The organism is Streptomyces yaizuensis (assembly GCF_034961445.1).
Lineage (GTDB): Bacteria > Actinomycetota > Actinomycetes > Streptomycetales > Streptomycetaceae > Streptomyces > Streptomyces yaizuensis.
Window position 1 is genome coordinate 161,444 of the sequence record NZ_BSBI01000017.1, and the last position, 23,310, is coordinate 184,753.

At 74.8% G+C, this 23,310-nt stretch carries 14 protein-coding genes and 1 pseudogene; 6 read left to right on the forward strand and 9 right to left on the reverse strand.

Annotated features, from left to right (window positions below):
* Positions 1–25: 25 nt before the first annotated feature.
* The 6 genes and pseudogenes from infB to SYYSPA8_RS32560 all read left to right on the forward strand — a co-directional run bounded on the left by infB (position 26) and on the right by SYYSPA8_RS32560 (position 11,252).
* Complete coding sequence (gene infB, locus SYYSPA8_RS32535) at positions 26–3,133, forward strand: translation initiation factor IF-2 (protein ID WP_323451003.1); 3,108 nt, start codon at positions 26–28, stop codon at positions 3,131–3,133.
* A gap of 242 nt (positions 3,134–3,375) precedes the next feature.
* The gene (locus tag SYYSPA8_RS32540; protein WP_323451004.1) at positions 3,376–3,669 is read left to right on the forward strand and encodes a DUF503 domain-containing protein; all 294 of its coding nucleotides are present in this window, start codon (positions 3,376–3,378) and stop codon (positions 3,667–3,669) included.
* 37 nt (positions 3,670–3,706) lie between these two features.
* Positions 3,707–4,228 (forward strand): 30S ribosome-binding factor RbfA, encoded by a 522-nt coding sequence (gene rbfA / locus SYYSPA8_RS32545; protein ID WP_323451005.1) that lies wholly within the window; start codon positions 3,707–3,709, stop codon positions 4,226–4,228.
* Entirely contained in the window at positions 4,225–5,124 is a 900-nt protein-coding gene (gene truB, locus SYYSPA8_RS32550; protein WP_323451006.1) for a tRNA pseudouridine(55) synthase TruB, read from the forward strand. Before rbfA ends, truB begins: the two co-directional genes overlap by 4 nt.
* A gap of 1,263 nt (positions 5,125–6,387) precedes the next feature.
* Positions 6,388–7,629, forward strand: a pseudogene (locus tag SYYSPA8_RS38430) (serine protease); the annotation flags it as partial.
* A gap of 2,678 nt (positions 7,630–10,307) precedes the next feature.
* Positions 10,308–11,252, forward strand: a complete 945-nt coding sequence (locus SYYSPA8_RS32560) for a bifunctional riboflavin kinase/FAD synthetase (RefSeq protein ID WP_323451007.1) — start codon at positions 10,308–10,310, stop codon at positions 11,250–11,252.
* A gap of 29 nt (positions 11,253–11,281) precedes the next feature.
* On the opposite strand, the gene SYYSPA8_RS32565 is transcribed toward SYYSPA8_RS32560, so the two are convergent.
* From SYYSPA8_RS32565 to eccE, 9 genes are all read right to left on the reverse strand, one after another.
* The gene (locus tag SYYSPA8_RS32565; RefSeq protein ID WP_323451008.1) at positions 11,282–12,259 is read right to left on the reverse strand and encodes an ABC transporter ATP-binding protein; all 978 of its coding nucleotides are present in this window, start codon (positions 12,257–12,259) and stop codon (positions 11,282–11,284) included.
* 40 nt (positions 12,260–12,299) lie between these two features.
* Positions 12,300–13,523, reverse strand: a complete 1,224-nt coding sequence (locus tag SYYSPA8_RS32570; protein ID WP_323451009.1) for an ABC transporter ATP-binding protein — start codon at positions 13,521–13,523, stop codon at positions 12,300–12,302.
* Positions 13,520–14,407, reverse strand: coding sequence for an ABC transporter permease (locus SYYSPA8_RS32575; protein ID WP_323451010.1), 888 nt, complete (start codon positions 14,405–14,407; stop codon positions 13,520–13,522). The genes SYYSPA8_RS32570 and SYYSPA8_RS32575 overlap by 4 nt, the downstream gene beginning before the upstream one ends.
* Complete coding sequence (locus tag SYYSPA8_RS32580) at positions 14,404–15,423, reverse strand: ABC transporter permease (protein ID WP_407706135.1); 1,020 nt, start codon at positions 15,421–15,423, stop codon at positions 14,404–14,406. Before SYYSPA8_RS32580 ends, SYYSPA8_RS32575 begins: the two co-directional genes overlap by 4 nt.
* 15 nt (positions 15,424–15,438) lie before the next feature.
* Positions 15,439–17,262, reverse strand: coding sequence for an ABC transporter substrate-binding protein (locus SYYSPA8_RS32585; protein WP_323451011.1), 1,824 nt, complete (start codon positions 17,260–17,262; stop codon positions 15,439–15,441).
* A gap of 161 nt (positions 17,263–17,423) precedes the next feature.
* Positions 17,424–20,117 (reverse strand): SCO5717 family growth-regulating ATPase, encoded by a 2,694-nt coding sequence (locus SYYSPA8_RS32590; protein WP_323451012.1) that lies wholly within the window; start codon positions 20,115–20,117, stop codon positions 17,424–17,426.
* A 526-nt stretch (positions 20,118–20,643) separates the two neighbouring features.
* Positions 20,644–20,877, reverse strand: a complete 234-nt coding sequence (locus SYYSPA8_RS32595; protein WP_323451013.1) for a DUF397 domain-containing protein — start codon at positions 20,875–20,877, stop codon at positions 20,644–20,646.
* Between the two features lie 257 nt (positions 20,878–21,134).
* Entirely contained in the window at positions 21,135–21,845 is a 711-nt protein-coding gene (locus SYYSPA8_RS32600; protein WP_323451014.1) for a hypothetical protein, read from the reverse strand.
* Complete coding sequence (gene eccE, locus SYYSPA8_RS32605) at positions 21,842–23,173, reverse strand: type VII secretion protein EccE (protein WP_323451015.1); 1,332 nt, start codon at positions 23,171–23,173, stop codon at positions 21,842–21,844. Before eccE ends, SYYSPA8_RS32600 begins: the two co-directional genes overlap by 4 nt.
* Positions 23,174–23,310 lie beyond the last annotated feature (137 nt).

Here is a 23,310-nt window from a genome sequence, read left to right on the forward strand (position 1 = left end):
GTAACCCGGACCTCAAAGGAGCGAAGTGGCTAAGGTCCGGGTATACGAACTCGCCAAGGAGTTCGGTGTGGAGAGCAAGGTCGTCATGGCCAAGCTCCAGGAACTCGGTGAATTCGTCCGTTCGGCTTCCTCGACGATCGAGGCGCCGGTGGTACGCAAGTTGACTGACGCGCTGCAGGGACCCGGCTCCGCCGGCAAGCCCGGCGCGAAGCCGGGTGCGCCCCGCAAGGCCGCGCCCACCCCCGCCGCCCCCCGTCCGGGTGGCCCCGTCCCCGGCACGGCCTCCCCGGCCGCGCCGCGACCCGCCGCGCCCAAGCCCGGTGCACCGGCTCCCAAGCCGGCCGCCTCCGGTGCTCCGGCAGGCACCAGCGCGCCGGCGGGCGCGCCCTCCCCGGGCCCCCGCCCGGGTCCCAAGCCCGCTCCGGCGCGGCCCGCGGCCCCCGTGCCCCAGGCGGAGTTCTCTGCTCCGCCGGCGGCCCAGCCCGCGGCCCCGCAGGCCCAGGCCCCCCGTCCCGCCGCCCCCGGCCCGCGTCCCGGCGCTCGTCCGGCCGCTCCCGGTGGTCAGCGTGACGGCGGTCAGCGCCCCGGTGGCGACCGCGGTGACCGCGGCGACCGCGGTGGTCGTCCGGCCCAGGGTCAGGGCGGCCCCCGCCCCGGCGCCCGTCCGGCCGGTCCCCGTCCGGGCAACAACCCCTTCACGTCCGGTGGCTCCACCGGCATGGCGCGTCCGCAGGCGCCCCGTCCGGGCGCCCCGCGTCCCGGCGGCGCCCCGGGTGCCCCGCGTCCGCAGGGCGGCCCCGGCGGCGCTCCCCGCCCCCAGGGCGGTCAGGGCGGCGCGGCCCGTCCCACTCCCGGCTCGATGCCGCGTCCGCAGGCGCCCCGCCCCGGTGGCGGCCCCGCGGGCAACCGCCCGAACCCGGGCATGATGCCGCAGCGTCCCGCTGCCGGACCGCGTCCCGGTCCCGGTGCGGGCGGTCGTCCCGGCGGCGGCCCCGGCGGCCGTCCGGGCGGCGGTGGCGGTGGCGGTCGTCCCGGCTTCGCCGGTCGCCCCGGTGGTCCCGGTGGTGGCGGTGGCGGTCGTCCCGGTGGCGGCGGCGGCTTCGCCGGTCGTCCCGGTGGCGGTGGTCCCGGTGGTGGCGGCGGCGGCTTCGGCGGCGGTCGTCCCGGCTTCGCCGGTCGTCCCGGCGGCCCCGGTGGCCGTGGTGGCACACAGGGTGCGTTCGGCCGTCCCGGCGGTCCGGCCCGTCGTGGCCGCAAGTCGAAGCGGCAGAGGCGCCAGGAGTACGAGGCCATGCAGGCCCCGTCGGTCGGCGGCGTGATGCTGCCCCGCGGCAACGGCGAGCCCATTCGTCTGTCGCGCGGTGCGTCCCTCACCGACTTCGCGGAGAAGATCGGCGCCAACCCGGCGTCGCTCGTCGCGGTCATGATGAACCTCGGCGAGATGGTCACGGCCACGCAGTCCGTCTCCGACGAGACGCTGCAACTCCTCGGCGGCGAGATGAACTACACGGTTCAGATCGTCAGCCCCGAGGAGGAGGACCGCGAGCTGCTGGAGTCCTTCGACATCGAGTTCGGCGAGGACGAGGGCGGCGACGAGGCCCTGGTCTCCCGTCCGCCGGTGGTCACCGTCATGGGTCACGTCGACCACGGAAAGACCCGGCTGCTCGACGCCATCCGCAAGACGAACGTCATCGCGGGCGAGGCCGGTGGCATCACCCAGCACATCGGTGCCTACCAGGTCGCGACCCACGTCAACGGCGAAGACCGGAAGATCACCTTCATTGACACCCCGGGTCACGAGGCGTTCACCGCCATGCGTGCCCGCGGTGCCAAGTCGACCGACATCGCGATCCTCGTGGTGGCGGCCAACGACGGTGTGATGCCCCAGACGATCGAGGCGCTGAACCACGCCAAGGCGGCCGACGTGCCGATCGTGGTCGCGGTCAACAAGATCGACGTCGAGGGTGCCGACCCGACCAAGGTGCGCGGTCAGCTCACCGAGTTCGGTCTGGTGGCCGAGGAGTACGGCGGCGACACCATGTTCGTCGACATCTCCGCCAAGCAGGGCCTGCACATCGAGGAACTGCTGGAGGCCGTGGTCCTCACCGCGGACGCCTCGCTCGACCTGCGGGCCAACCCGGAGCAGGATGCGCAGGGCATCGCCATCGAGTCCCACCTCGACCGTGGTCGCGGTGCCGTCTCGACGGTCCTGGTCCAGCGCGGAACGCTGCGGATCGGCGACACGATGGTCGTGGGCGACGCCTACGGCCGGGTGCGCGCCATGCTCGACGACAAGGGCGAGAACGTGGAAGAGGCGGGTCCGTCGACCCCGGTCCTCGTCCTCGGTCTCACCAACGTCCCGGGCGCCGGCGACAACTTCCTCGTCGTCGACGAGGACCGCACCGCGCGTCAGATCGCCGAGAAGCGCGCCGCCCGTGAGCGCAACGCCGCGTTCGCCAAGCGCACCCGCCGGGTCTCCATCGAGGACCTGGACAAGGTGCTCAAGGCGGGCGAGGTCCAGCAGCTCAACCTCATCATCAAGGGTGACGCGTCCGGTTCGGTCGAGGCCCTGGAGTCCTCGCTCCTCCAGCTCAACGTGGGCGAAGAGGTCGACATCCGGGTCCTGCACCGCGGCGTCGGCGAGGTCACCGAGTCCGACATCAACCTGGCCATGGGCTCCGACGCCATCGTCATCGGCTTCAACGTCCGCGCGGCCGGCCGTGCCTCGCAGATGGCGGAGCGCGAGGGTGTCGAGGTCCGGTACTACTCGGTGATCTACCAGGCCATCGAGGAGATCGAGGCCGCACTCAAGGGCATGCTCAAGCCCGAGTACGAAGAGGTCGAGCTGGGCAAGGCGGAGATCCGCGAGGTCTTCCGCTCGTCCAAGCTGGGCAACATCGCCGGTGTGCTCATCCGCTCCGGCGAGGTCAAGCGGAACACCAAGGCCCGTCTCATCCGCGACGGCAAGGTGGTCGCCGAGAACCTCAACATCGAGGGTCTGCGCCGCTTCAAGGACGACGTCACCGAGATCCGCGAAGGCTTCGAGGGTGGTATCAACCTCGGAAACTACAACGACATCAAGATCGACGACGTCATCGCGACGTACGAGATGCGCGAGAAGCCGCGAGGCTGATCGCCGGATCGTACGAGGCCGTGGGGAGCCGCCCGCAAGGCGCGGCTCCCGGCGGCCGGCGAAGGACAGCGCCCGGGGCCGGTCGGCGGGAGGATTTCCGCCGGCCGGCCCCGGCCCCGTACCGGATCCGGCGGGAGGAATTCCCGTCGATCCGCGACGGCCCGGCGTGTACGGTTCAGATGTCCCTGCCAAGCGCTGGCAGGCGTCATGAACCCGAACCGGCGGGACATCCGGGTACACCTATGTATGTGGGGACGCTCTCCTTCGATCTGCTTCTCGGCGACGTACGGTCGCTCAAGGAGAAGCGCTCCGTGGTCCGCCCGATCTTCGCCGAGCTGCACCGCACATGCGCGGTGAGCGTGGCGGAGACCGGCGACCAGGACCTCCACCGCAGGGCCGAGATCGGCCTCGCGGTGGTCTCGGGTGACACAGGGCACCTCACGGAGGTACTGGACCGGTGCGAGCGACTCGTCGCCGGCCGGCCCGAGGTGGAACTGCTGTCGGTTCGACGCAGGCTCCACAGCGACGAAGACTGATGGCAAGGCAAGCAGCAGGTAAGAAGGAGAAGGACCAGTGGCCGACAACGCGCGGGCGAAGAAACTGGCGGACCTCATCAGGGAAGTGGTCGCCGAGAAGCTACAGCGCGGCATCAAGGACCCGCGGCTCGGCACCCATGTGACCATCACGGACACCCGGGTCACCGGCGATCTGCGGGAGGCCACGGTCTTCTACACGGTCTACGGCGACGACGAGGACCGGGCCAGCGCCGCCGCCGGGCTGCAGAGCGCCAAGGGCGTCCTGCGCTCCGCCGTCGGTGCCGCCGCCGGCACCAAGTTCACCCCGACGCTGACCTTCGTCGCGGACGCCCTCCCGGAGACCGCCCGGACCATCGAGGACCTCCTCGACCAGGCCCGTGCCTCCGACGCCCGGGTGCGCCAGGTGTCCTCCGGGGCCAGCTACGCCGGTGACGCGGACCCGTACCGCAAGCCGGAGGACGCCTCCGACGACGACGAGGCGGCCGAGGCCGAGGCTGAGGACACGGCTGAGGCCGAGGGCAAGGACGGAGCCGAGGGCAAGGGCGAAGCCTCCGCATGACACAGCGTCCCACCACGCCCGACGGCCTTGTCATCGTCGACAAGCCGTCGGGCTTCACCTCGCACGACGTCGTCGCCAAGATGCGCGGGATCGCGAAGACCCGCCGCGTCGGCCACGCGGGGACCCTCGACCCCATGGCCACCGGCGTCCTGGTGCTGGGCGTCGAGCGCGCCACCAAACTCCTGGGGCACCTCGCCCTCACGGAGAAGGAGTACCTCGGCACCATCCGGCTCGGCCAGAACACGGTCACCGACGACGCCGAGGGCGAGATCACCTCGTCCACCGACGCCTCCTCGGTCACCCGCCAGGCCGTCGACGCCGGGGTCGCCGCCCTGACCGGCGCGATCATGCAGATCCCGTCCAAGGTCAGCGCCATCAAGATCGACGGCAAGCGGTCCTACGCACGGGTCCGCAGCGGCGAGGAGTTCGAGATCCCGGCCCGGCCGGTCACCGTCTCCTCCTTCCGCGTCTACGACCTGCGCGAGGACACCGCCGATGACGGCACCCCGGTGATCGACCTGGTGGTCTCCGTCGTCTGCTCCTCCGGTACGTACATCCGCGCCCTCGCCCGCGACCTCGGCGCCTCCCTCGGCGTCGGCGGCCACCTCACGGCCCTGCGCCGCACCCGGGTGGGCCCCTATGGGCTGGACGCGGCGAAGACGCTCGACCAGCTCCAGCAGGAGCTGACCGTCATGCCGGTCGCCGAGGCCGCCGCCGCCGCGTTCCCCCGCTGGGACGTGGACGAGCGCCGCGCCCGGCTGCTCGCCAACGGCGTACGGCTGGACATGCCGCACCACGAGCGGAACCCGGTCGCCGTCTTCGGCCCCGAGAACCGCTTCCTCGCCCTCGTCGAGGAGGACCGGGGCAAGGCCAAGAGCCTCGCCGTCTTCGTCTGAGCCCGCGGCACGCGCAGCACTCGCAAGCGCCCGCTGCTGAGCCCGCGCCGCCCCGGTGGCAGGGGCTCCGCAGCGGTGCGCGGTGCTTCGCAGCGGCGCTTCGAAGCGAACCGAGGCGCGCTCCGGGGGCGCGTTCCCGAGGCGTTCTTCACCCCCTGACCAGCCGCGTCCTACCGTCGGACCATGGAACGCGGTGAACAGACGACGCTCGTACACCTCCGCGATCTGGCGGGCCGCCCGCGCGGGACCGGCTTCGTCGCCGATCAGCTCGGTACGGTCGTCACCAGCCACGAAAGCGTCGACGGGCTGGGGCGGGTGGTGCTCCAGGCGCCCGGGGAACGGATCTGGCTCGCCGAGGCCGACGCCATCGTGCCGCTGCCGGGCGCCGGGCTCGCCCTCGTGCGCACGCAGGACCTGGCGGTACGGCCCGTACCCATCAGCGCCCGCCGCCGGATCGTCCCCGGCACCCGGTTACGGCTCTTCCTGCGCGGCTGGCGCGAGGCCCGCGCGCTCGGCTCCGTCCAGGCCACCTACACCGCCACCGACCGCTACCACCTCATCGAGGAGGCCGCCGGTCTCGCCCTCGCGCCCGGCGCCGGCGACGCGCTCCGGCTCGGCAGCCCCGCCACCGGCGGACCCGTCCTCGACGCGGTCACCGGCGCCGCCATCGCCGTCCTCGGCACCGCGCTCCACTCCGCCCGCAGGGCGCCCGGGCTCGCGTTCCCGCTGCGCTCCCTCGCCACCCGCGACGAGCGGCTGGACGCGCTGCTGCGGCGCAACGCCGCCACCGTCCCCGGCTACGGCGACGATCTCAACCTCGCCGCCGTCCTCGAACTGACCGCGACCTCCCTGGGCCCCCTCGTGCCACCCGACCGGTTCGTACCGCGCCCGGGGGCCCTCGCCGGGCTCGACGGGTGCACCGCGCCGGTCCTCGCCCTCGTCGGCGGGCCCGGCACCGGGCGGACGACCGAACTCCTCGCGCTCGCCGCCCGCCGCACCCACGGGCCGGAACCCGCCCCCACCGTCTGGCTGCGCGGCGCGGACCTCCGGGCCGGGGACGGCTCCGTCGCCGACGCCGTCGCACGGTCGCTGGCCCGCTCCGGGCGCATCCTGGCGGCCTCCGGCACCGCTTCCGCTCGGGGGCCGGGGTACGGAGCGGGATACGGGACGGCATACGGGACGGCTTACGGGACGGGGCGCCGAGGGGGATACGAGACGGGGTACGGGACGGGATACGGGACGGGGTACGGCGGCGCCGGGCAGGCGGCCGCCCCCATCACGCCCGAGCGCGCCGCCTACCTCGCCCGGGAGGCGGGCCGCCCGCTGCTCGTCATCCTGGACGGGCCCGAGGAGATGCCGCCGCAGCTCGCCCACCGGCTGCCCGACTGGACCGCCGCCACCGTCCACTGGCTCGTCAGCCGCGGCGCCCGGATGATCGTCGGCTGCCGCCCGGAACACTGGGAACGGGCCGAACCCCTCCACCCGCCCGGCGCGCTGCGCCGCCCCGCCGTCCGGATCGCCGCCCTCTCCCCGGCGGAGGCGGACCAAGCGCGGCGGCGGTACGCACTGCCCGCCGGGGCGATCACGGCCGCCGCCGGACGCCATCCGCTGGCGCTGCGGCTGCTCGCGGAGGTGCGGGAGGCCCTGCCCGCCGGCGTACCCGGCCGGCCGGACCTGTCCGACGTCCTCACCGCCCATCTCGACCTGCTCTGTCTGCGGATCGCGGTCCGCATCGCCGCCGCCTCCCGGCCGGCGCCACGGGGGGCCGCTGTGCGCCGGCTCGCCGCCCGCGTCGCCGGCCGGGTCCACGAGGCCGCCCGCCGCTGTCTGGGACCCCGCCACGGCGAACTGGACCGGGAGTCCTTCGAGGAACTGTTCCCCTGGCGGGCGGGGTGGGCCGCCGCCGTGCTCACGGAAGGGCTGCTCGTCCCGGCGGGCACGGGGTACCGCTTCGCCCACGAGCAGGTCGCCGAATGGCTCCAGGGCGCCCATCTCGACCTGGACGCGGCACTCCGCTCCCTGGTGCACCGGACCGGCGGTGACCCGCCACCGGCCGGGCTGCCGGCCCGGCAGCCCTGCGGGGCCCGTACGGAGGGGTACGTACCGCCACCCCCGGGCTCGGCCGTGCTGCGGCCCCCGCCCACGCTGCCCGTGCCCCGGCACCGCGCGGGGCCCGTGCTCCAGGCCCTGCTGCGGCTGGACCGCTCCCCGGGCCCGCCGGCGCTCATCCGCAGACTCAAGGAACTGATCGACGCGGCGGAACGGCTCGACCCGGGCGCCGACGCCCACTGGTGGGCGGTCCGGCTGCTCACCGGCACGCTGCGGGGGGTCCCCGACCTCACGGACTACCTGCCCATGCTGCGACTGCTGGCCACCAGGATCACCCGCACCTCCCGCCGCTCCTCCCTGGCCCCCTTCGGCCCGGCCTTCTGGCTCCGCCTCCCCCTGCCCGCCGCCGACCGCCTCGACCTCCTCCGCCTCCTCCTCCCGGCGGACGGACCCCCGTCCCCGGCGGAGGCCCCGGGCGCGGAGGGTCCCGTACCGGTCCCGGCGGGGGAGCATCGACAAGCCGGCTTGGGTGATTCCGGGGTTTCCGGCGCTCCGGGGACGCGGCTGCCCGGCGCGGGCGGTGTTCCCGTACCGGGCCGGCCGACGGCGGGAGGCCCGGTGGAGCGTCCCGGGGCCCGGGTAGGGGCGGCCGGGGAGGTGCCGTCCGCGCGGGCCGGTGGCGCCGCTCCGGATGCGTCGGGGCGCGGCGGTCGCGGTGGGCCGGCCGGGGGCTCCGGTGGTGCGGTTCCGGCGTCGGTGGCCGGTTCTGAGGGTCTGCTGTCGGCTACGGGTGGTTCCGGCCCTGTGTCGGATGCGTCGGGGGCGTCTGCTGCTGTGACGCGGTATGGCGGTAGCGGTGGGTCGGTCGGGGCATCGGGTGGTGTGTCTCCTGTGGTCCCGGGGTGGGGGGCCGGGGGCTCCGGTGGTGCGGTCCCGGTGTCGGCGGCCGGCGCGGAGAGCCCGCTGCCGGCCACGGGCGACCCCGGCCCCGTATCGGACACGGCGGGGGAGGCACAGGCACCTGCCGGGAGCGGTACGGGACCGGGGGCGGAGCACCCGATCGGGTACGGGGGCCCCGGCGGGCCCCCCGCGTCGGCGGCGCGCGATGCGGGGACGGGACCCCGGGAACGGGCCGGGGCCCCGAGCGGGGTCGCGACCCGGGGCACCGCATCGGCCCCGGCGGATGTGCGCGGCGCGGCGGTTCCGGACGGCGGTCGCGGCGGGCCTGCCGCAGCTCCGATCCGGCCGGGCGGTGCTCCGGTCGCGGGGTCCGGTGTCGCGGCGGACGTGCGGTCACCCGCGAGCGTTGATGTTCCCGTTGCGGCGTTGGCGGCGGAGGCCCCCGGCGCCCCGGTGGGGCCGGACGCGGGGACGCGGCACGGCGGTCGTGGTGGGTCGGCCGGGCCACCGGAGGATGCTTCCGGTACGGGGCCGGATGCGCGGGACCCGTGGGACACGGGGGAGGCGCCCGCAGCCGGCGGCGTCGGGGGAGAGGCACCCGGCGGGGCGGAGGGCCCCGGTGTCGCCGCAGTTCGCGACGGTGCTTCCGGTGGACCGGGGCGCCGGGTTCCCCGTACGGGACCGGAGGAGCGGGCCGGGGTCGGCGGCGGTGTCGCGGCGGGCGACCCGCCACCACCGGCCGGGAGCGGCCGCGGCACCGGGGCGGCCCACGGGGACGGCCCCGCCCCGGCCGCCGCCGACGGAGCCGCCGCACCGGCCCGGTCCCGGCGGTTCCTGGACGCCGTCGTCGCGTGCCTGGAGGCCGACCCCGTCCGCGTACAACCCCTCCTGTGCCGGTGGTTCACCGACCACACCCCGCTGGCCACCGGCCCCGGCGCACCGCCCGGGGTGCCCGGCCCCACCGTCGGCGCCGCCGCGCAGGCGCTGCTCTACAGCCGGCGCCGGCTGGCGGTCGACGACCTCGTCGAGACGCTCGCCGACACCGACCACCCCCGGGCCGCCGAACTCCTCACGGCCCTCGCCGAGGACGAACCCTCCGCGCTCTGCCGGGCGGTCGACCGGTGGGCCCACGGCCCCCGGTCCGAGCGGCGCGCGGCGGCGGCCCGGTACGCCCTCGCCGTCCGTCCCCACATCACCACCGACGCGGACCTCCGGCTCCTGCGCTACGCCGCGTGCGCGCTCCTGGAGGCCGTACCCCGGGACCCGGCGGTGCGCGGTCCCGCCCTCGCGCTGCTGCTGGCCGATCCGCGCACCCGGGCGCGGTTCCTCCGCCCCGCGCTGGCGGCCTTCGCGGAGGGCGTCCCCGGGCTCTCCCCGGACGCCCTCGCGCCGGCTCTGACGACGCACCCGGGGCCCGTGTTCGCGGCCCTGCGGGACCGGCTCGCCGACGACGACGGCGCGGGGGAGGTGCTGCGGGCCCTCGCCGGGGTCACCGTGCCCGCGCTCGCCCGCCGGGCCGCCGCCCTCGTCGGCGAGTACCTGGCACGCCACCCGGAGGGAGCCCCCCACGCGGCCGTCTTCGCCGACCGCCGTCTCGACCAGGGCCCCGCCGCGAGAGCGGTGCTGTTCCCTCTGCTCAGCGGCCTGCTCCGGGAGGGGCCCTGCGAGGTGCTCCGGGCCCTCGCCCCGGTGCTCGCCGCGCCCGGCCGCGCCCCGTCCCGGCCGCTCCGCGCCGAACTGCTCGATCTGCTGCTGGAGGTCTGCGCCTCCCGGTGCGCGGACCCGGACCACTCCGCGCACCGGGAGACGCACCAGGTGCTCGACGCGGTGCTGCGGGCCGCCGCGCTGGGCCACCGGGACCGCCCGCGCGCCGAGACCGCGGCGCTGCTGCGCCGTACCGCCGCGGTGTTCGCGCTCACCCCCGAGGGCGCGGCCCGCCTCGGCCGGCGGGTACGGCGGCTCGCCGAGGAGCACCCGGGCTTCGGCGAGCTGGTCGCGGACCGGCGGCCCGCAGCCCCCGGCGACAGCGGCGAACCCGCTCCGGAAGACGGTCCGGAAGGTGCTCCGGAGGCCGGTCAGGAAGGCGGTCCGGATCCCCCGGACCCCCGCGCCGGACCGGCCGCCCCGGTACCGATGCCGACCGACGGACGCGGGCATGGCAGTCTTAGACCTGCATAGTCGGCAGTCGTTGAAGCGGCATTCGGTACACAGGGTTCGGGCGAGGAGCGGTCACAGTGCAGCGCTGGCGTGGCTTGGAGGACATCCCCCAGGACTGGGGGCGCAGCGTCGTCACCATCGGCTCCTACGACGGGGTGCACCGCGGACACCAGCTGATCATCGGGCGGGCGGTGGAGCGCGCCCGTGAGCTGTCGGTGCCGTCGGTCGTCGTCACCTTCGACCCGCACCCCAGCGAGGTCGTCCGCCCCGGCAGCCATCCGCCGCTGCTCGCACCGCACCACCGCCGCGCGGAGCTGATGGCCGAGCTGGGCGTGGACGCGGTGCTCGTGCTCCCGTTCACGGCGGCGTTCTCGCAGCTGTCACCTGCGGACTTCATCGTCAAGGTGCTCGTGGACAAGCTGCACGCGCGGCTGGTGGTCGAGGGGCCCAACTTCCGTTTCGGCCACCGCGCGGCGGGCAATGTCGCATTCCTGGCCGAGCTGGGGACCACGTACGACTACGAGGTCGAGGTCATCGACCTCTTCGTCTCGGGCGCTGCGGGCGGCGGGGAGCCGTTCTCGTCCACCCTGACCCGCCGGCTCGTCGCCGAGGGCGACGTCGAGGGCGCGGCGGAGATCCTGGGCCGTCCGCACCGGGTCGAGGGCATCGTCGTCCGGGGCGCGCAGCGCGGCCGCGAGCTGGGCTTCCCCACCGCCAATCTGGAGACCCTGCCGCACACCGCGATCCCCGCCGACGGGGTGTACGCGGGCTGGCTGACCGCCGACGGCGAGCGCATGCCCGCGGCGATCTCGGTCGGCACCAATCCGCAGTTCGACGGTACGGAGCGCACGGTGGAGGCGTACGCCATCGACCGTGTCGGTCTCGATCTGTACGGGCTGCACGTGGCGGTGGACTTCCTCGCGTACGTCCGCGGGCAGCTGAAGTTCGAGTCCATCGACGCGCTGCTCGTGGCGATGGGCGACGACGTCGCCACGTGCCGTGAGCTGACGGCCGGCCGCTGACGCGAGGGCCCCGGTGCGCCGGGCGCCCCTCAGGGCGTGGGCGTCGGCCCGGCCCGGTGACAGGCCGCACCGGGGCCCGTGAGCACCGCGATCTCCTCCGTACGACAGCGCTCGGCGATCCCCGCGCGTTCCGCTTCGCCCGACGCCAGCACCGGGCAGCGGACGTGGAAGCGGCAGCCGCCGGGGATCCGGGAGGGGTCGGGCGGCTCGCCCGCCAGCACCACCGGCGGGAGCGCCGATTCGGGCAGCACCGACAGCAGTGCCCTGGTGTACGGGTGCCGGGGCGCCGTCAGCACCTCGCCCACCGGTCCCGATTCGACGATCCGGCCGAGGTACATGACGGCCACCCGGTCGGCGATGTTCCACGCGAGTCCCAGGTCGTGCGTCACCACCAGCGCTGACAGCCCCAGTTCGGCGCGGAGCCGCAGCAGCAGGGCCAGGATCTCGCCGCGTACGGAGGCGTCGAGGGAGGCCACCGGCTCGTCGGCGACGATCAGTTCGGGCGCCAGGACCAGCGCCCCCGCGATCACGACCCGCTGGAGCTGACCGCCGGACAGCTCGTGCGGATAGCGCAGCAGGAAGCGCTCCGGGGGGCGCAGCCCGGCGCGGGACAGGGCGTCGGTGACGGCGGCGTGTTCGTCTCCGCCGACGCGGTGGATCCGCAGCCCCTCGGCGACGGCGTCGTACACGGTGTGGCGCGGGTTGAGCGCGCCGCGCGGGTCCTGGAGCACCAGCTGCGCCCGGCGCCGGTACGCCTTGAGGCCGCGCACGCCGTAGTCGAGCGGGGTGCCCCGGTAGGAGATCCGGCCGTGCGCGGGGCGTACGAGGCCGAGGAGGGCGCGGGCGAGGGTGGTCTTGCCGCAGCCGGACTCGCCGACGAGGGCGACGATCTCGCCCCGGCCGATCTCCAGGTCGACTCCGTCGACGGCGCGGGCGGGCGGGCCGCCGTGGCGTCCGGGGAAGGACACGTGCAGGCCGTCGGCGGTGAGCAGGGATTCCCCGGTCATCCGCTCCTCCGAGTCACCTGAGTCACCTGAGTCATCCGAGTCATCCGAGTCCTTCTGCGAACAGTGCGGGGTGTCCGACGCGTACGCAGGCGGCGCGATGTGCGCTGTCCACCGGTTCGGACGGTTCGGACGGCTCGGAGCGTGCTCCCGCCTCCACGGCGCCGTCCCTGCCGTCCCCGCGGTCGCCCCGGGGATCCGTGGGCCCGGTGGGGCTGTTCGCCGTCTCCGCGCCGGTTCCGGTTCCGGTCGGGGTGCGCCGGGTCTCCGCCGCCTTCCCGCCGGTTCCGCTTCCGGTCGCGGTGCGCCGGGTCTCCGCCGACACGTCCGCCGCCTCCCCCGCCCCGTACTCCGTCAACCGCTGCTCCTCCTCGGCGCACCGCGCCACCGCGACCGCGCACCGGGGATGGAACGCGCACCCCGGTGGCAGCGCCGACGGATCGGGCGGGTCGCCCGGGAGGCCGCTCGGGGCGAGCCGGGACGCCGGGTCGCCGACGCGGGGGAACGCGGCCGCGAGCGCCCGTCCGTACGGATGGAGCGCCGCCGTGAACACCGTACGGGCGGGCCCCTCCTCGACCACCCGCCCCGCGTACATCACCGCCAGCCGGTCGCAGACGTCCGCCAGGACCGCCAGATCGTGGCTGATCATCAGCAGGGCGATGTCCTGCTCGGCGACGAGCCCGCCGATCAGCCCGAGGATCTGCGCCTGGACCATCACGTCCAGCGCCGTGGTGGGCTCGTCGGCGACGATCAGCCGGGGGTCGCAGGCGAGCGCCATGGCGATCATCACCCGCTGCCGCTGCCCCCCGGACAGCTCGTGCGGATAGGCGGCCGCCCGCGCGGCGGGCAGCCCCACCTGGGCCAGCAGCTCGCCGACCCGGGTCCGGGCCGCCCCGGGCGTCGCCGCCCGCCGGTGCAGCAGCAGCGGTTCGGCGATCTGGTCGCCGACCTTCCGGACCGGGTTCAGCGCGTGCATCGCGCCCTGGAAGACGATCGACGCGCCCGCCCAGCGGACCGCCCGCAGCCGCCCCCAGCCCATGGTGAGGACGTCCTCGCCGTCGAGGAGGATCTCGCCGCGCAGCCGGGCCGACGGGGGCAGCAGCCGCAGCAGCGCCAGCGCCACGGTGGTCTTGCCGCACCCCGACTCCCCGGCGACCCCCAGTTTCCGGCCGGCCTCCAGCCGCAGATCGACGCCGCGCACGGCGGGCACGGCCGTGGCGCCCGTCCCGTAGGTCACCCGCAGGTCCCGGATCTCCAGCAGGGTCACCGGCCCGCCCCCCGTCCCGGGTCGAGCACCCGCTCGACCGCCCGTCCGCACAGGGTGAACGCGAGCGCCACCAGGGCGATCGCCAGTCCGGGCGGGGCCAGGTACCACCAGTGCCCGGACGAGACCGCTCCGGCGGCCCGCGCGTCCTGGAGCATCCCGCCCCAGGAGATGACCTCGGGGTCGCCGAGCCCCAGGAAGGCGAGCGTCGCCTCGGTGAGGATGGCCGCCGAGATGCCCAGGGTGGTCTGCGCCAGCACCAGCGGCATGACGTTCGGCAGCACATGCCGGCCCATGATGTGACCGTGCCCGCCGCCGAGCGCCCGCGCGCGTTCGATGTACGGGCGGGCCTCCACCGCGATCGTCTGCGCCCGCACCAGCCGGGCCGTCGTCGGCCAGCTGGTCACACCGATCGCGATGATCACCGTCCACAGGCCGCGGGACATCACGGTCGCGAGCACGATCGCCAGCACCAGCGCCGGCATCACCAGGAACCAGTCCGTCACCCGCATGAGCACCGTCGAGAACCAGCCACCGTAGTGGCCGGCCAGAATCCCGGCGACCGTGCCGATCGCCACCGACAGGGCCGCCGCGAGCAGCCCCACCGCGAGCGACACCCGCGCCCCCACGAGCAGCAGCTCCAGCAGCGACCGCCCGAACTGGTCCGTGCCCAGCCAGAACCGCGCCCCGGGCGCCTCCAGCGGCTCCCCGGGCGCCCCCGTGACCTGCTGGATGTCCGGGTCGACCAGGAGCGGCGCGGCGAGCGCCAGCACGCCGATCAGCGCCAGCGCGGCCAGGCCGCACAGCCCCGCCCGCTGGGTGCGGTACGCGCGCCACAGCCGGGCCGCCGTCCGCCGGCGACGCGCCCACACCAGCGGGGCGCTCACCGCGACACCCGGGGGTCGAGCAGCGGATAGAGCAGATCGGCGAGGAGGTTCATCAGGATCATCGCCCCCGCGAACACCATGAACAGGCCCTGCACCAGCGGCAGGTCCGGCACCCGCAGTGCCTGGTAGAACAGCCCGCCGAGCCCCGGCCACGAGAACACCGTCTCCACCAGGATCGATCCGGCCACCACATGGCCGAGATTGATGAAGACCATCGTCACTACGGGGAGGAGCGCGTTCGGTACGGCGTGTCGGCGGCGGACCGCCGCGTCCCGCAGCCCCTTCGCCCGCGCGGTGGTCAGATAGTCGCCGCCCATCTCGTCCAGCAGCGAGGACCGCATCACCAGCAGCGTCTGCGCGTAGCCGACCGCCACCAGGGTCAGCACCGGCAGGACGAGATGGTGCGCGATGTCGACGGCGCGGGCGGCGCCCGTGGTGTCGCCGGACTCCATGCCTCCGGTGGGGAACAGCCCGGGCACGGGGCCCACCCCCACCGACAGGGTGACGATCAGCAGCAGCCCCAGCCAGAACGAGGGCACCGACCACAGCGTCAGGGCGATCGCCGTGTGCACCCGGTCGGCCGTGCCGCCGTGCCGCCACGCCGTGCGGGTCCCCAGCCGGAGCCCGATCGCCGAGTACAGCACCACGGCCACACCGGTCAGCAGCAGCGTCGCGGGCACCTTCTGCGCGATCAGCTCCCCGACCGGCGCCCGGAACTGGTACGACATCCCCAGATCGCCGCTGAGCGCGCTGGTCACGTACTCGGTGAACTGCTGCCACAGCGGCTGGTCGAGACCGAACTGCCGGCGCAGAGCGGCCAGCTCCTCCGCCGTCGTCGGGGTGCCCTGGGTGAGCACCTTCACCGGGTCCCCGGGGATGATCCGGAAGATGAAGAACCCGGTGACCAGTACGGCGAACAGGGAGACGGCCGCGCCGCCCAGCTTCCCCGCCGCGTAGCGCGCGTACCCCCGGGCGGCGGCCCGCCGCCCGGGAGCGGTGGCGGCCACGGCGGTCACCGGGGCCACCGGGGGCTACTCACGGGTGTCGGCGGTGGCCCGCCGGCGGAGCGCCATCGCCACCCCCACGGCGGCGGCGAGCGCCACGGCCCCGCCGATGCCCAGGACGACCCCGGTGGCGGACCCGCCGTCCGAGCCGTCGCGGTGGCCCCGCGCGGGCACCGCCGACCACCAGCTCCAGTAGCCGTCCTGCCCCCAGAGGTTCCCGGCCGCCGCCGGCATCGTGGTCATCGACGCGATGTGGTCGGTGCGGTACGCCTCCACCGCGTTCGGATAGAGCAGGACGTTCATCAGCCCCGTCTCGTAGAGGCGGTCCTGCATCCGTTTCACGAGTCGGGCGCGGACCACCGGGTCGTACTCGGCCCTCTGCCGCTCGTACAGCTCGTCGTAGCGCCGGTCGCAGATGAAGTTGTCGGTGGAGCCGGTGGCGTCCGGGGTCGCGGGCAGCGCGCCGCAGGTGTGGATCGACAGCACGAAATCCGGGTCCGGATTGACCGACCAGCCGTCGAAGGCCAGGTCGTAGTCCCCTTTCAGCCAGGGGTCCGAGACGTTGTCCAGGCACTCCAGACGGGTGTCGATGCCCAGCTTCCCCCACACGCTATCCAGGTACTTGCCGATATGGGTCTCGCTGGGGTCGGTGGCGTGGCACAGCAGCCGGAAGGTGAGCGGTCTGCCGTCTTTGCCGAGCCGCCGCCCGTCGCCGTTCTGCCGGTAGCCCGCCGCGTCCAGCAGCGCGTCGGCGCGCTCCGGGTCGTGCACCCGCTTCTGCCGGGCGTCGGGCTGCCAGTGGTAGGCGCCGAAACGTGGCGGGATATAGCCCTCGCCCTCCACGGCGTGGCCCCGGTAGACGGTGTCCACCAGCTCCCTCCGGTCGATCGCGTGGAACAGCGCCCTGCGCACCACCGGGTCCCGCAGCGCCGGGTGCCCCGTACCGAAGGTCCGCCCGTCCCGGGAGCGGGCACCCGGGTTCACGGCCAGCGCGAGGAACCGCCGCCCCGGGGCGTCGTTGACCTTGATGTCGTCGGCCTTCAACAACGCCGCCGCCTGTGCCGGCACCAGCCCCTGGACGAACGACACCTCACCCTTGCGCAGGGCCGAGACCGCCGCGTCGCCGTCCTTGTAGAACCTCAGCATCAGCTCATCGAATTTCGGCGCGCCCCGCCAGAAAGTCTTGTTGGGCTTCAGCCGGACGAACTGGTCGACCTTGAATTCCGTGATGACGAACGGACCGTTCCCGACCACCGGGAAGGACGTGTCGTTGTTGAACGTCCCGAAATCGCCGACCTTCTCCCACACATGCCGGGGCACGATCGGCACATCGAGTGCCGTCATCGTCGCCTGCGGCTTCTTCAACTCGACCACCAGGGTGCGCGGATCGGGCGCGGTGACCCTGCGGAAATTGGCCGTGAAATTGCCGTTCGCCGTCGCCGCCTTCTCATCGGTCATCATCTTCGTGAACGTGAAGGCGGCATCGTGGGCCGTGACCGGTCTGCCGTCCGACCAGGTGGAGTTCTTGCGGATCGTGTAGGTCCAGGTCAGCTTGGACGGCGAGGACTTCCAGCCGGTGGCGAGACCCGGGATCGTCCGCCCGTCGGCGGCGTCGTAGTTCGTCAGATACTCGTAGGTCAGCCGGTGGATCGTGGTGGACACCAGCCGCTGCGCGAGAAACGGGCTGAGCGAGTCGACACTCTGCGCCAGCGCGATGGTCAGGACCTTCCTCCCGCCATCGGCGCCCCCGTCCGCCAGGGCCGTAACCGGTCTCACCGGGACGGCGAGGACGGCCACGGCCGCGCCTAAGGCCAGCAGCGAACGGGTGCGGGACGAGACCTCTATGACCATGACGATGACCTCGTGTCGTCCTTCGCGAAAGGGTGGGAGCGAGATCTACCAGGGGCGGTCCGAGTACGTCAACGGATCGCGGGATTCGGCGTGCATGGCCAGAACGCGCCGGTGGCCCCGTACCGGCGCACTCGGTACGGGGCCACCACACGGGCCGTGGGTCAGGAGGCGGGCGGCGGCTGCTCGCCCCGCTCCCGCTGCTCCGGGGACGGCTCTGCCTGCCCCGGCTGCGGCCCCTGCGGAGGCGTCGTCGGCTGATGGGCCGGCTGCGCGGGCCATCCGGCGGGCGGCTGCGGAGGCGTCGCCTGCTGCGGCGGCGCGGCGGGTGCCTGCGGCGCTTCCGGAGCCCCCGGTCCTGGCCAGCCCGGGCCGGGATACGGCGGCTGCGGAGCCCCGTACATCTGCTGCGCGGGCGGCGGACCCTGCGGACCGGGACCCTGCGGCCCGGGACCCTGCTGCGGCGGCATCCCCTGCTGCTGAGGCGCCTGCTGAGGCGGCGGACCGTACGGCGACGGCCCCGGGTACGGCCCGGACTGCGGGGGCACCCCCTGCATGCCCTGCATCCCCTGCGGCCCGGGCTGCTGCGGCCCGGGCCCCTGCTGCTGCGGATACCCCGGCATCGGCATCGGCGGCGGCATGGTCGGCGGCGGGTTGCCGTCCGCCGTCCACAGCCCCTGCTGCTGCTGGGCGCGGATGAAGTCCTCGGCGATCAGGGCGGACAGATGGAAGTACGCCTCCCGGGTCTTCGGCCGCATCATGTCGAGATCGACCTCGGCGCCCGCCGCGAGATGCTCGTCGAACGGCACCACGACCACACCCCGGCAGCGCGTTTGGAAGTGCGCCACGATGTCCTCGATCTTGATCATCTTTCCGGTCTCGCGCACACCGGAGACGACCGTGACCGACCGCTGGACCAGCTCCGCGTACCCGTGCGCGGAGAGCCAGTCCAGCGTCGTTGAGGCGCTGCTCGCGCCGTCCACGGAGGGCGTCGAGACGATGATCAGCTGGTCGGCGAGGTCCAGGACGCCCCGCATGGCGCTGTAGAGCAGCCCGGTGCCGGAGTCGGTGAGGATGATCGGGTACTGGCGGCCCAGCACCTCGATCGCCCGCCGGTAGTCCTCGTCGTTGAAGGTCGTGGAGACCGCCGGGTCCACGTCGTTGGCGATGATCTCCAGACCGGAGGGCGCCTGCGAGGTGAACCGCCGGATGTCCATGTACGAGTTGAGGTACGGGATCGCCTGCACCAGGTCGCGGATGGTGGCCCCGGTCTCCCGGCGCACCCGCCGGCCGAGCGTGCCCGCGTCCGGGTTGGCGTCGATCGCCAGGATCTTGTCCTGCCGCTCGGTGGCGAGCGTCGAACCGAGCGCGGTGGTCGTGGTGGTCTTGCCGACCCCGCCCTTGAGGCTGATCACGGCGATCCGGTAGCAGGAGAGCACCGGCGTGCGGATCAGCTCCAGCTTGCGCAGCCGCTCCAGCTCCTCCTTCCGGCCGCCGAGCCGGAAGCGGGACGCGGCCGACGGGTTCCGGCTGGACCGGGGCTTCTGCCGGTTGTTGCGCAGCAGCCGGTCGGAGGACAGCTCCACGGCGGCGGTGTAGCCGAGCGGAGCCCCCGGCACCGCGCGCTCCCGCTGGTCGTGGGCGACCGGCGTGGGCCACGGGGCACCCGTACGGGGGTCGAACTGCTGCCCCTGCGGCGGGTACTGCTGCTGCGGAGGCAGGGGTACGGGGCCCTGCTGCTGCGGATAGCCGTACCCCGGCTGAGGCTGCGGCTGCTGGTGCGGCGGCCCGGCGTGCGGCGGAGCCCCGTGGTGGGGTCCGCTGTGCTGCGGTGCGCCGTGCGGCGGCTCTCCGTGCTGCTGCGGTACGGCGGGCGGCAGCGGCGGCGACTGCTGCTGCTGTGCGGGCAGCGGCTGCGCGTGCGGCTGCGGCGGGCCGAACGGGCCCGGGGCGGGCTGCTGCGGATAGCCGTACCCGGACTGCGGCGGCGGACCGAACGGCCCCGGCTGCTGCGGCACCGGCGGTGCGGGGGGAAATCCCCCGGGGCCGCCGTCCGCCGGGGGCGCGGGCCACCCCGGGGCAGGCGGGGGAGCGGCGGGCTGGAACGCGGGCGGCAGCGGCGGCACGCCCGACTCCGGCGCGGGCGGCGGCGCCCAGGGCAGGCCGCCGTCGCGGGGGGCGTCCGGTGCCGCCGGGTGCGCCGGTGCCGCCGGGTCCTGGACCGGGGGCTGCGGCGGTACGGCGGGCGGTGCCGCGCCGTCGGCGTCCGGGGCGGAGGCGGTGCCCGCGGCGGCGGAGTCGTCACCCGGGGCGGCGGCCGGCCCACCCGTCCCCCCGGTGCCGGTGCCGCCGTCGGTGCCGCTGTCGGCGGTCCCGGACCGCGCGGCCTCCTTGGCCTCCATCGCCTTCTTCGCGGCGTCCAGCGCGGCGAACTCGCGCTTCAGTGCGGCGGGGGAGAAGCGCATCGTGGCACCCGACTCCATCCCACCGCCGCCGAGCGGTTCCGCCGCCGCGTCGGGGGCGGCGACGGGCGCGGGCTCCGGCGCGGGCGCGTGGGCCTGCTGCGGAGACGGCTCAACAGGCGCGACAGGCGCGACAGGCGCAACAGGCGGAGCGGACGGGCCGGGAGGAACAGGAGGGCCGGGCGGGGCGGAGTGGGCCGCCGGTCCGGGCGGAACCGGCGGTCCGGGCTGGACCGGTGCCGGTGGCCGCGGCGCCTCACCCCCGGAGTTCTGCGTGTACCAGGCCGGCGGGGTGTAGTCGATGGTGAACTCACCCGTCAGCTCGGCGGGCTCCGCGTCGGACTCGTCGGCGGAAAGGTCCCACTCCCCGCGGATCTCGTCCCGATCGCTGTTCACTGTGCCTCCTGGAATGGTCGAACACCCGGGTACCGGCGCGGGGCCGGCGACCGTCGACCGTCGTCGTCCGGTCCGCCCCTGCCCTCCGCCCGGGTCAGCGGTGGGCAGTCCCCGCAGGTTCTCCTGCCACTGTCCATACCAGCCTAGTCGCCGGGCGGCTCCGCACGGCAGGCCGACCACCGGCCCGCCACCGTCCCGTACCCCAGCCTTCACCTCCCCGTGTCCCGCCCTTCGGGCCACCTGGCCGAAAGATTCCCGGCGTTACCGGCAAAAGCACCGAAAGGAATTCGAAAGGGATTCGAGAGGGTTGCGAGGGGAAGGGGAAGCGGCACACCGTGCGAGGGGGCGCCCGTCCCCCCGGAGAACACGCGGTACAGACCGGCCGCTTGACCTGCATGCCGTACCCGCCCTATCACCGCGCGTACGACCCGTACCGCCTACCGGGCAGTGCGACGACCCGGGGGCCGGACGGCGCGTCAGCGGCGCCCCGGCCCCGTCCGGACACCCCGGCGCACGGGCGTGCCCGTCACTTCAGGTCGAACTCCCCGTCCCGGGCCCCCAGGACGAACGCGTGCCACTCCGCCTCCGTGTAACGCAGCACCGTGTCCGGGTCGAGCGAGGACCGCATCGCGACCGCCCCGCCGGGCAGATAGGCGATCTCCACCCGCTCCTCGTCCTTCTCGGTGCCCGGGGCGCTGACCCATTCGACGCCCGAGATGTCGAGGGCGTACAGCTCGTCCCTCTCCTGTGCGCTGCCCATCGTCCTGTTCCCCTTCCGGTAGACGGCCGGCCCCGCCGCCGCCCCCGGCGCCCATGGACGCCCCGGGCCCGGCGACGGCCCGCATCACGGAGGATCCTATGCCGATCACAACCGGTGATCCGAGAGGGAACCATCCGTACGAACGGAACAGCGGACAGACGTACGAACGCCACCGCCCGCTGCGGCCGTTCCGCCCCCCACCGGCCGTTTGATCCGTTTCGGACACCTCGGCCGAAAGGGAATGCTCTCCGGCTCGGTCAGTCCAGCCGGCGCGCGCCCCCGAGCAGCGATGTCTCCGGCTGCGTGGGCACGGTCCGCACCCAGTGCCGGTCCGGTCCCGCGCACCAGAGCGTGACATCGTCCGCCAGCTGCGGCAGCGTCTCGACGTCCCGCCGCGACAGCCCCAGGATCCGCCCGATCTGCTCGGCCTCCTGCGGCGACACCCGCTGCACCCCCACCAGCGTCGCGTCCCGCATCAACCGGGGCGCCACCGGGCTCAGATACGGCAGCAGCGTCAGCACCGACTGCCACGGCGACGACACCACCCGCCCGCGCGGCGGCCGCATCCCGCAGTCCCGTACCACCACCACCGGACTGGCCACCGTCGCGCCCATCGGCGGCACCCGGCCCACCGCATGCAGCGTCACACAGTCCAGGCCCGCGCCCGCCGACTGCGCCAGCGCCGTCCACACCTGCGGGCGGCCCGTCTCCACCACCACCCGGGCACCCGTGCCGGCCGCCCGCAGCGCCAGCACCTGCGCCGTCCACAGACCGCCGATCAGCAGCACGTCGTACCGCGTCGACCGGTGCAGCCCGAGCACCAGCGAACGGTCCTCCGGATCGTCGCCGATCACCACACCGTCGTCGCCCACCGGCAGCGACAGCGCACCCAGATCGGCGACCGGCAGCGTGTGCCCCGCGTGCCGGGGACCCAGCAGCCCGCGCGCCGCCCGCACCGCGCCCCTCATCGCGCACCGCCCAGCGGCAGCGTCGCCAGCGCGCCCGGCAGCTGCTCGCGGTCCAGCCGGACCAGACCCACCCGGGCCGTGCGCGCCGTCTGCTCCAGCGACCGGCGCACCCCCACCAGCTCGGTGTCGGAACCACCCGTCACCCGCACATGACCCGACACGGACATCCCTCCCTGATGGGCACCCCGCCGCAGCGTGAGGCTGAGCGTCGTCGCGTACGCCGGGACCGACGTCAGCATCGACACCACCTTCGGCAGCGGAGCGGCGCCCCGCCCCAGTTCCGGCCAGCGGCCCACCGCGTACGTCGTGTGCCAGCGGTCGTCGCAGCGCCACACCCGCGAGGTCTCGGCCGTCCGCCGCTGCGGAGCCGCGTCGGGCAGCCCCGCCCGCGCGGTCAGCCGGGGATTGGCGCACGCCGCCGTCGCCAGCGCCGCGTTCAGCTCCTCCTGGTCCAGCACCACCGCCTGGAACCCGGCCCCGGTGACCCGGCTCGCCACATGGTCGGCCACCCGCACCAGCGCGCGCTGCGCCCCCTCCAGGCCGCCGCCGCGCGCCTGCACGGCCTCCCGGCACAGCTCCGGGTCCAGCTTCACCGCCACCCACGTCATCCGCAGCGCCGGAGCACCGGTCCGCTCCTGGAGGGGCGCGTACGAGAGCCGCGCCAGCGCCTGCTGCGGCAGATGCGGCGCGGGCGCCGAACGCACCTGCTGCACCAGCTGCACCGACTCGACCACGATGTCGTCCACGGTGAGCGCCCCGCCCAGCACGGCCAGGGGGAACGCCCGCGCGCCGAACGCGGGGCGCAGCCCGTCGCCGCTCGCCTCGACCCGTACCACCGCCGTCAGGAACGTGCCGTCGCCGGCCATCCCGACCGTCCGCCGGCGGCGGTCCACGTACGGATACGGGCCGAAGCCCGGCACGCACTCCGCCACCGGGGCCAGCGCCGGATCGCAGTCCACGGGGGCCGACCCGCCGCGCCCGCGCGCCCGCAGCGCCAGGGCCGCCGCCAGCCAGTCCTGAAGTGCCTGGCCGCGCCGCCGGAAGAAGGCCAGAACGAGCAGGACGCAGCCGGCCGCGACGGCAGGAATCAGCCACAGGCCGCCGACGGCGACCCCGATCGCGGCCAGCGCCAGCGCGATCTCCACCAGCGCCAGCTGGCGCAGTTGCAGCGGGCCGATCCGGCGGGTCCGGGACAGGGGCCGGAGCGTGGTGGTCGCCGGGGGCCCCGACGGCCGCGGCGCTCCGGCCTGCCGCTCCCCGCGCCCACGGGGGGCTCCGCGCCGCCGCCCGGAACTCCGCCCATCGCGCGCACGCGTCGCCGTCGCCATCCCCCGCTGCCCCCTGTGTCCGTAATTACCAAATTCATATGGGCGTTGACCGGGCGATCACCCTACCTGAGCGGGGAACGGCCACCGGCAGCAGGCATAGTAGGGGCCCGCGGTACGAGGGCGAGGTCGCCCAGCGG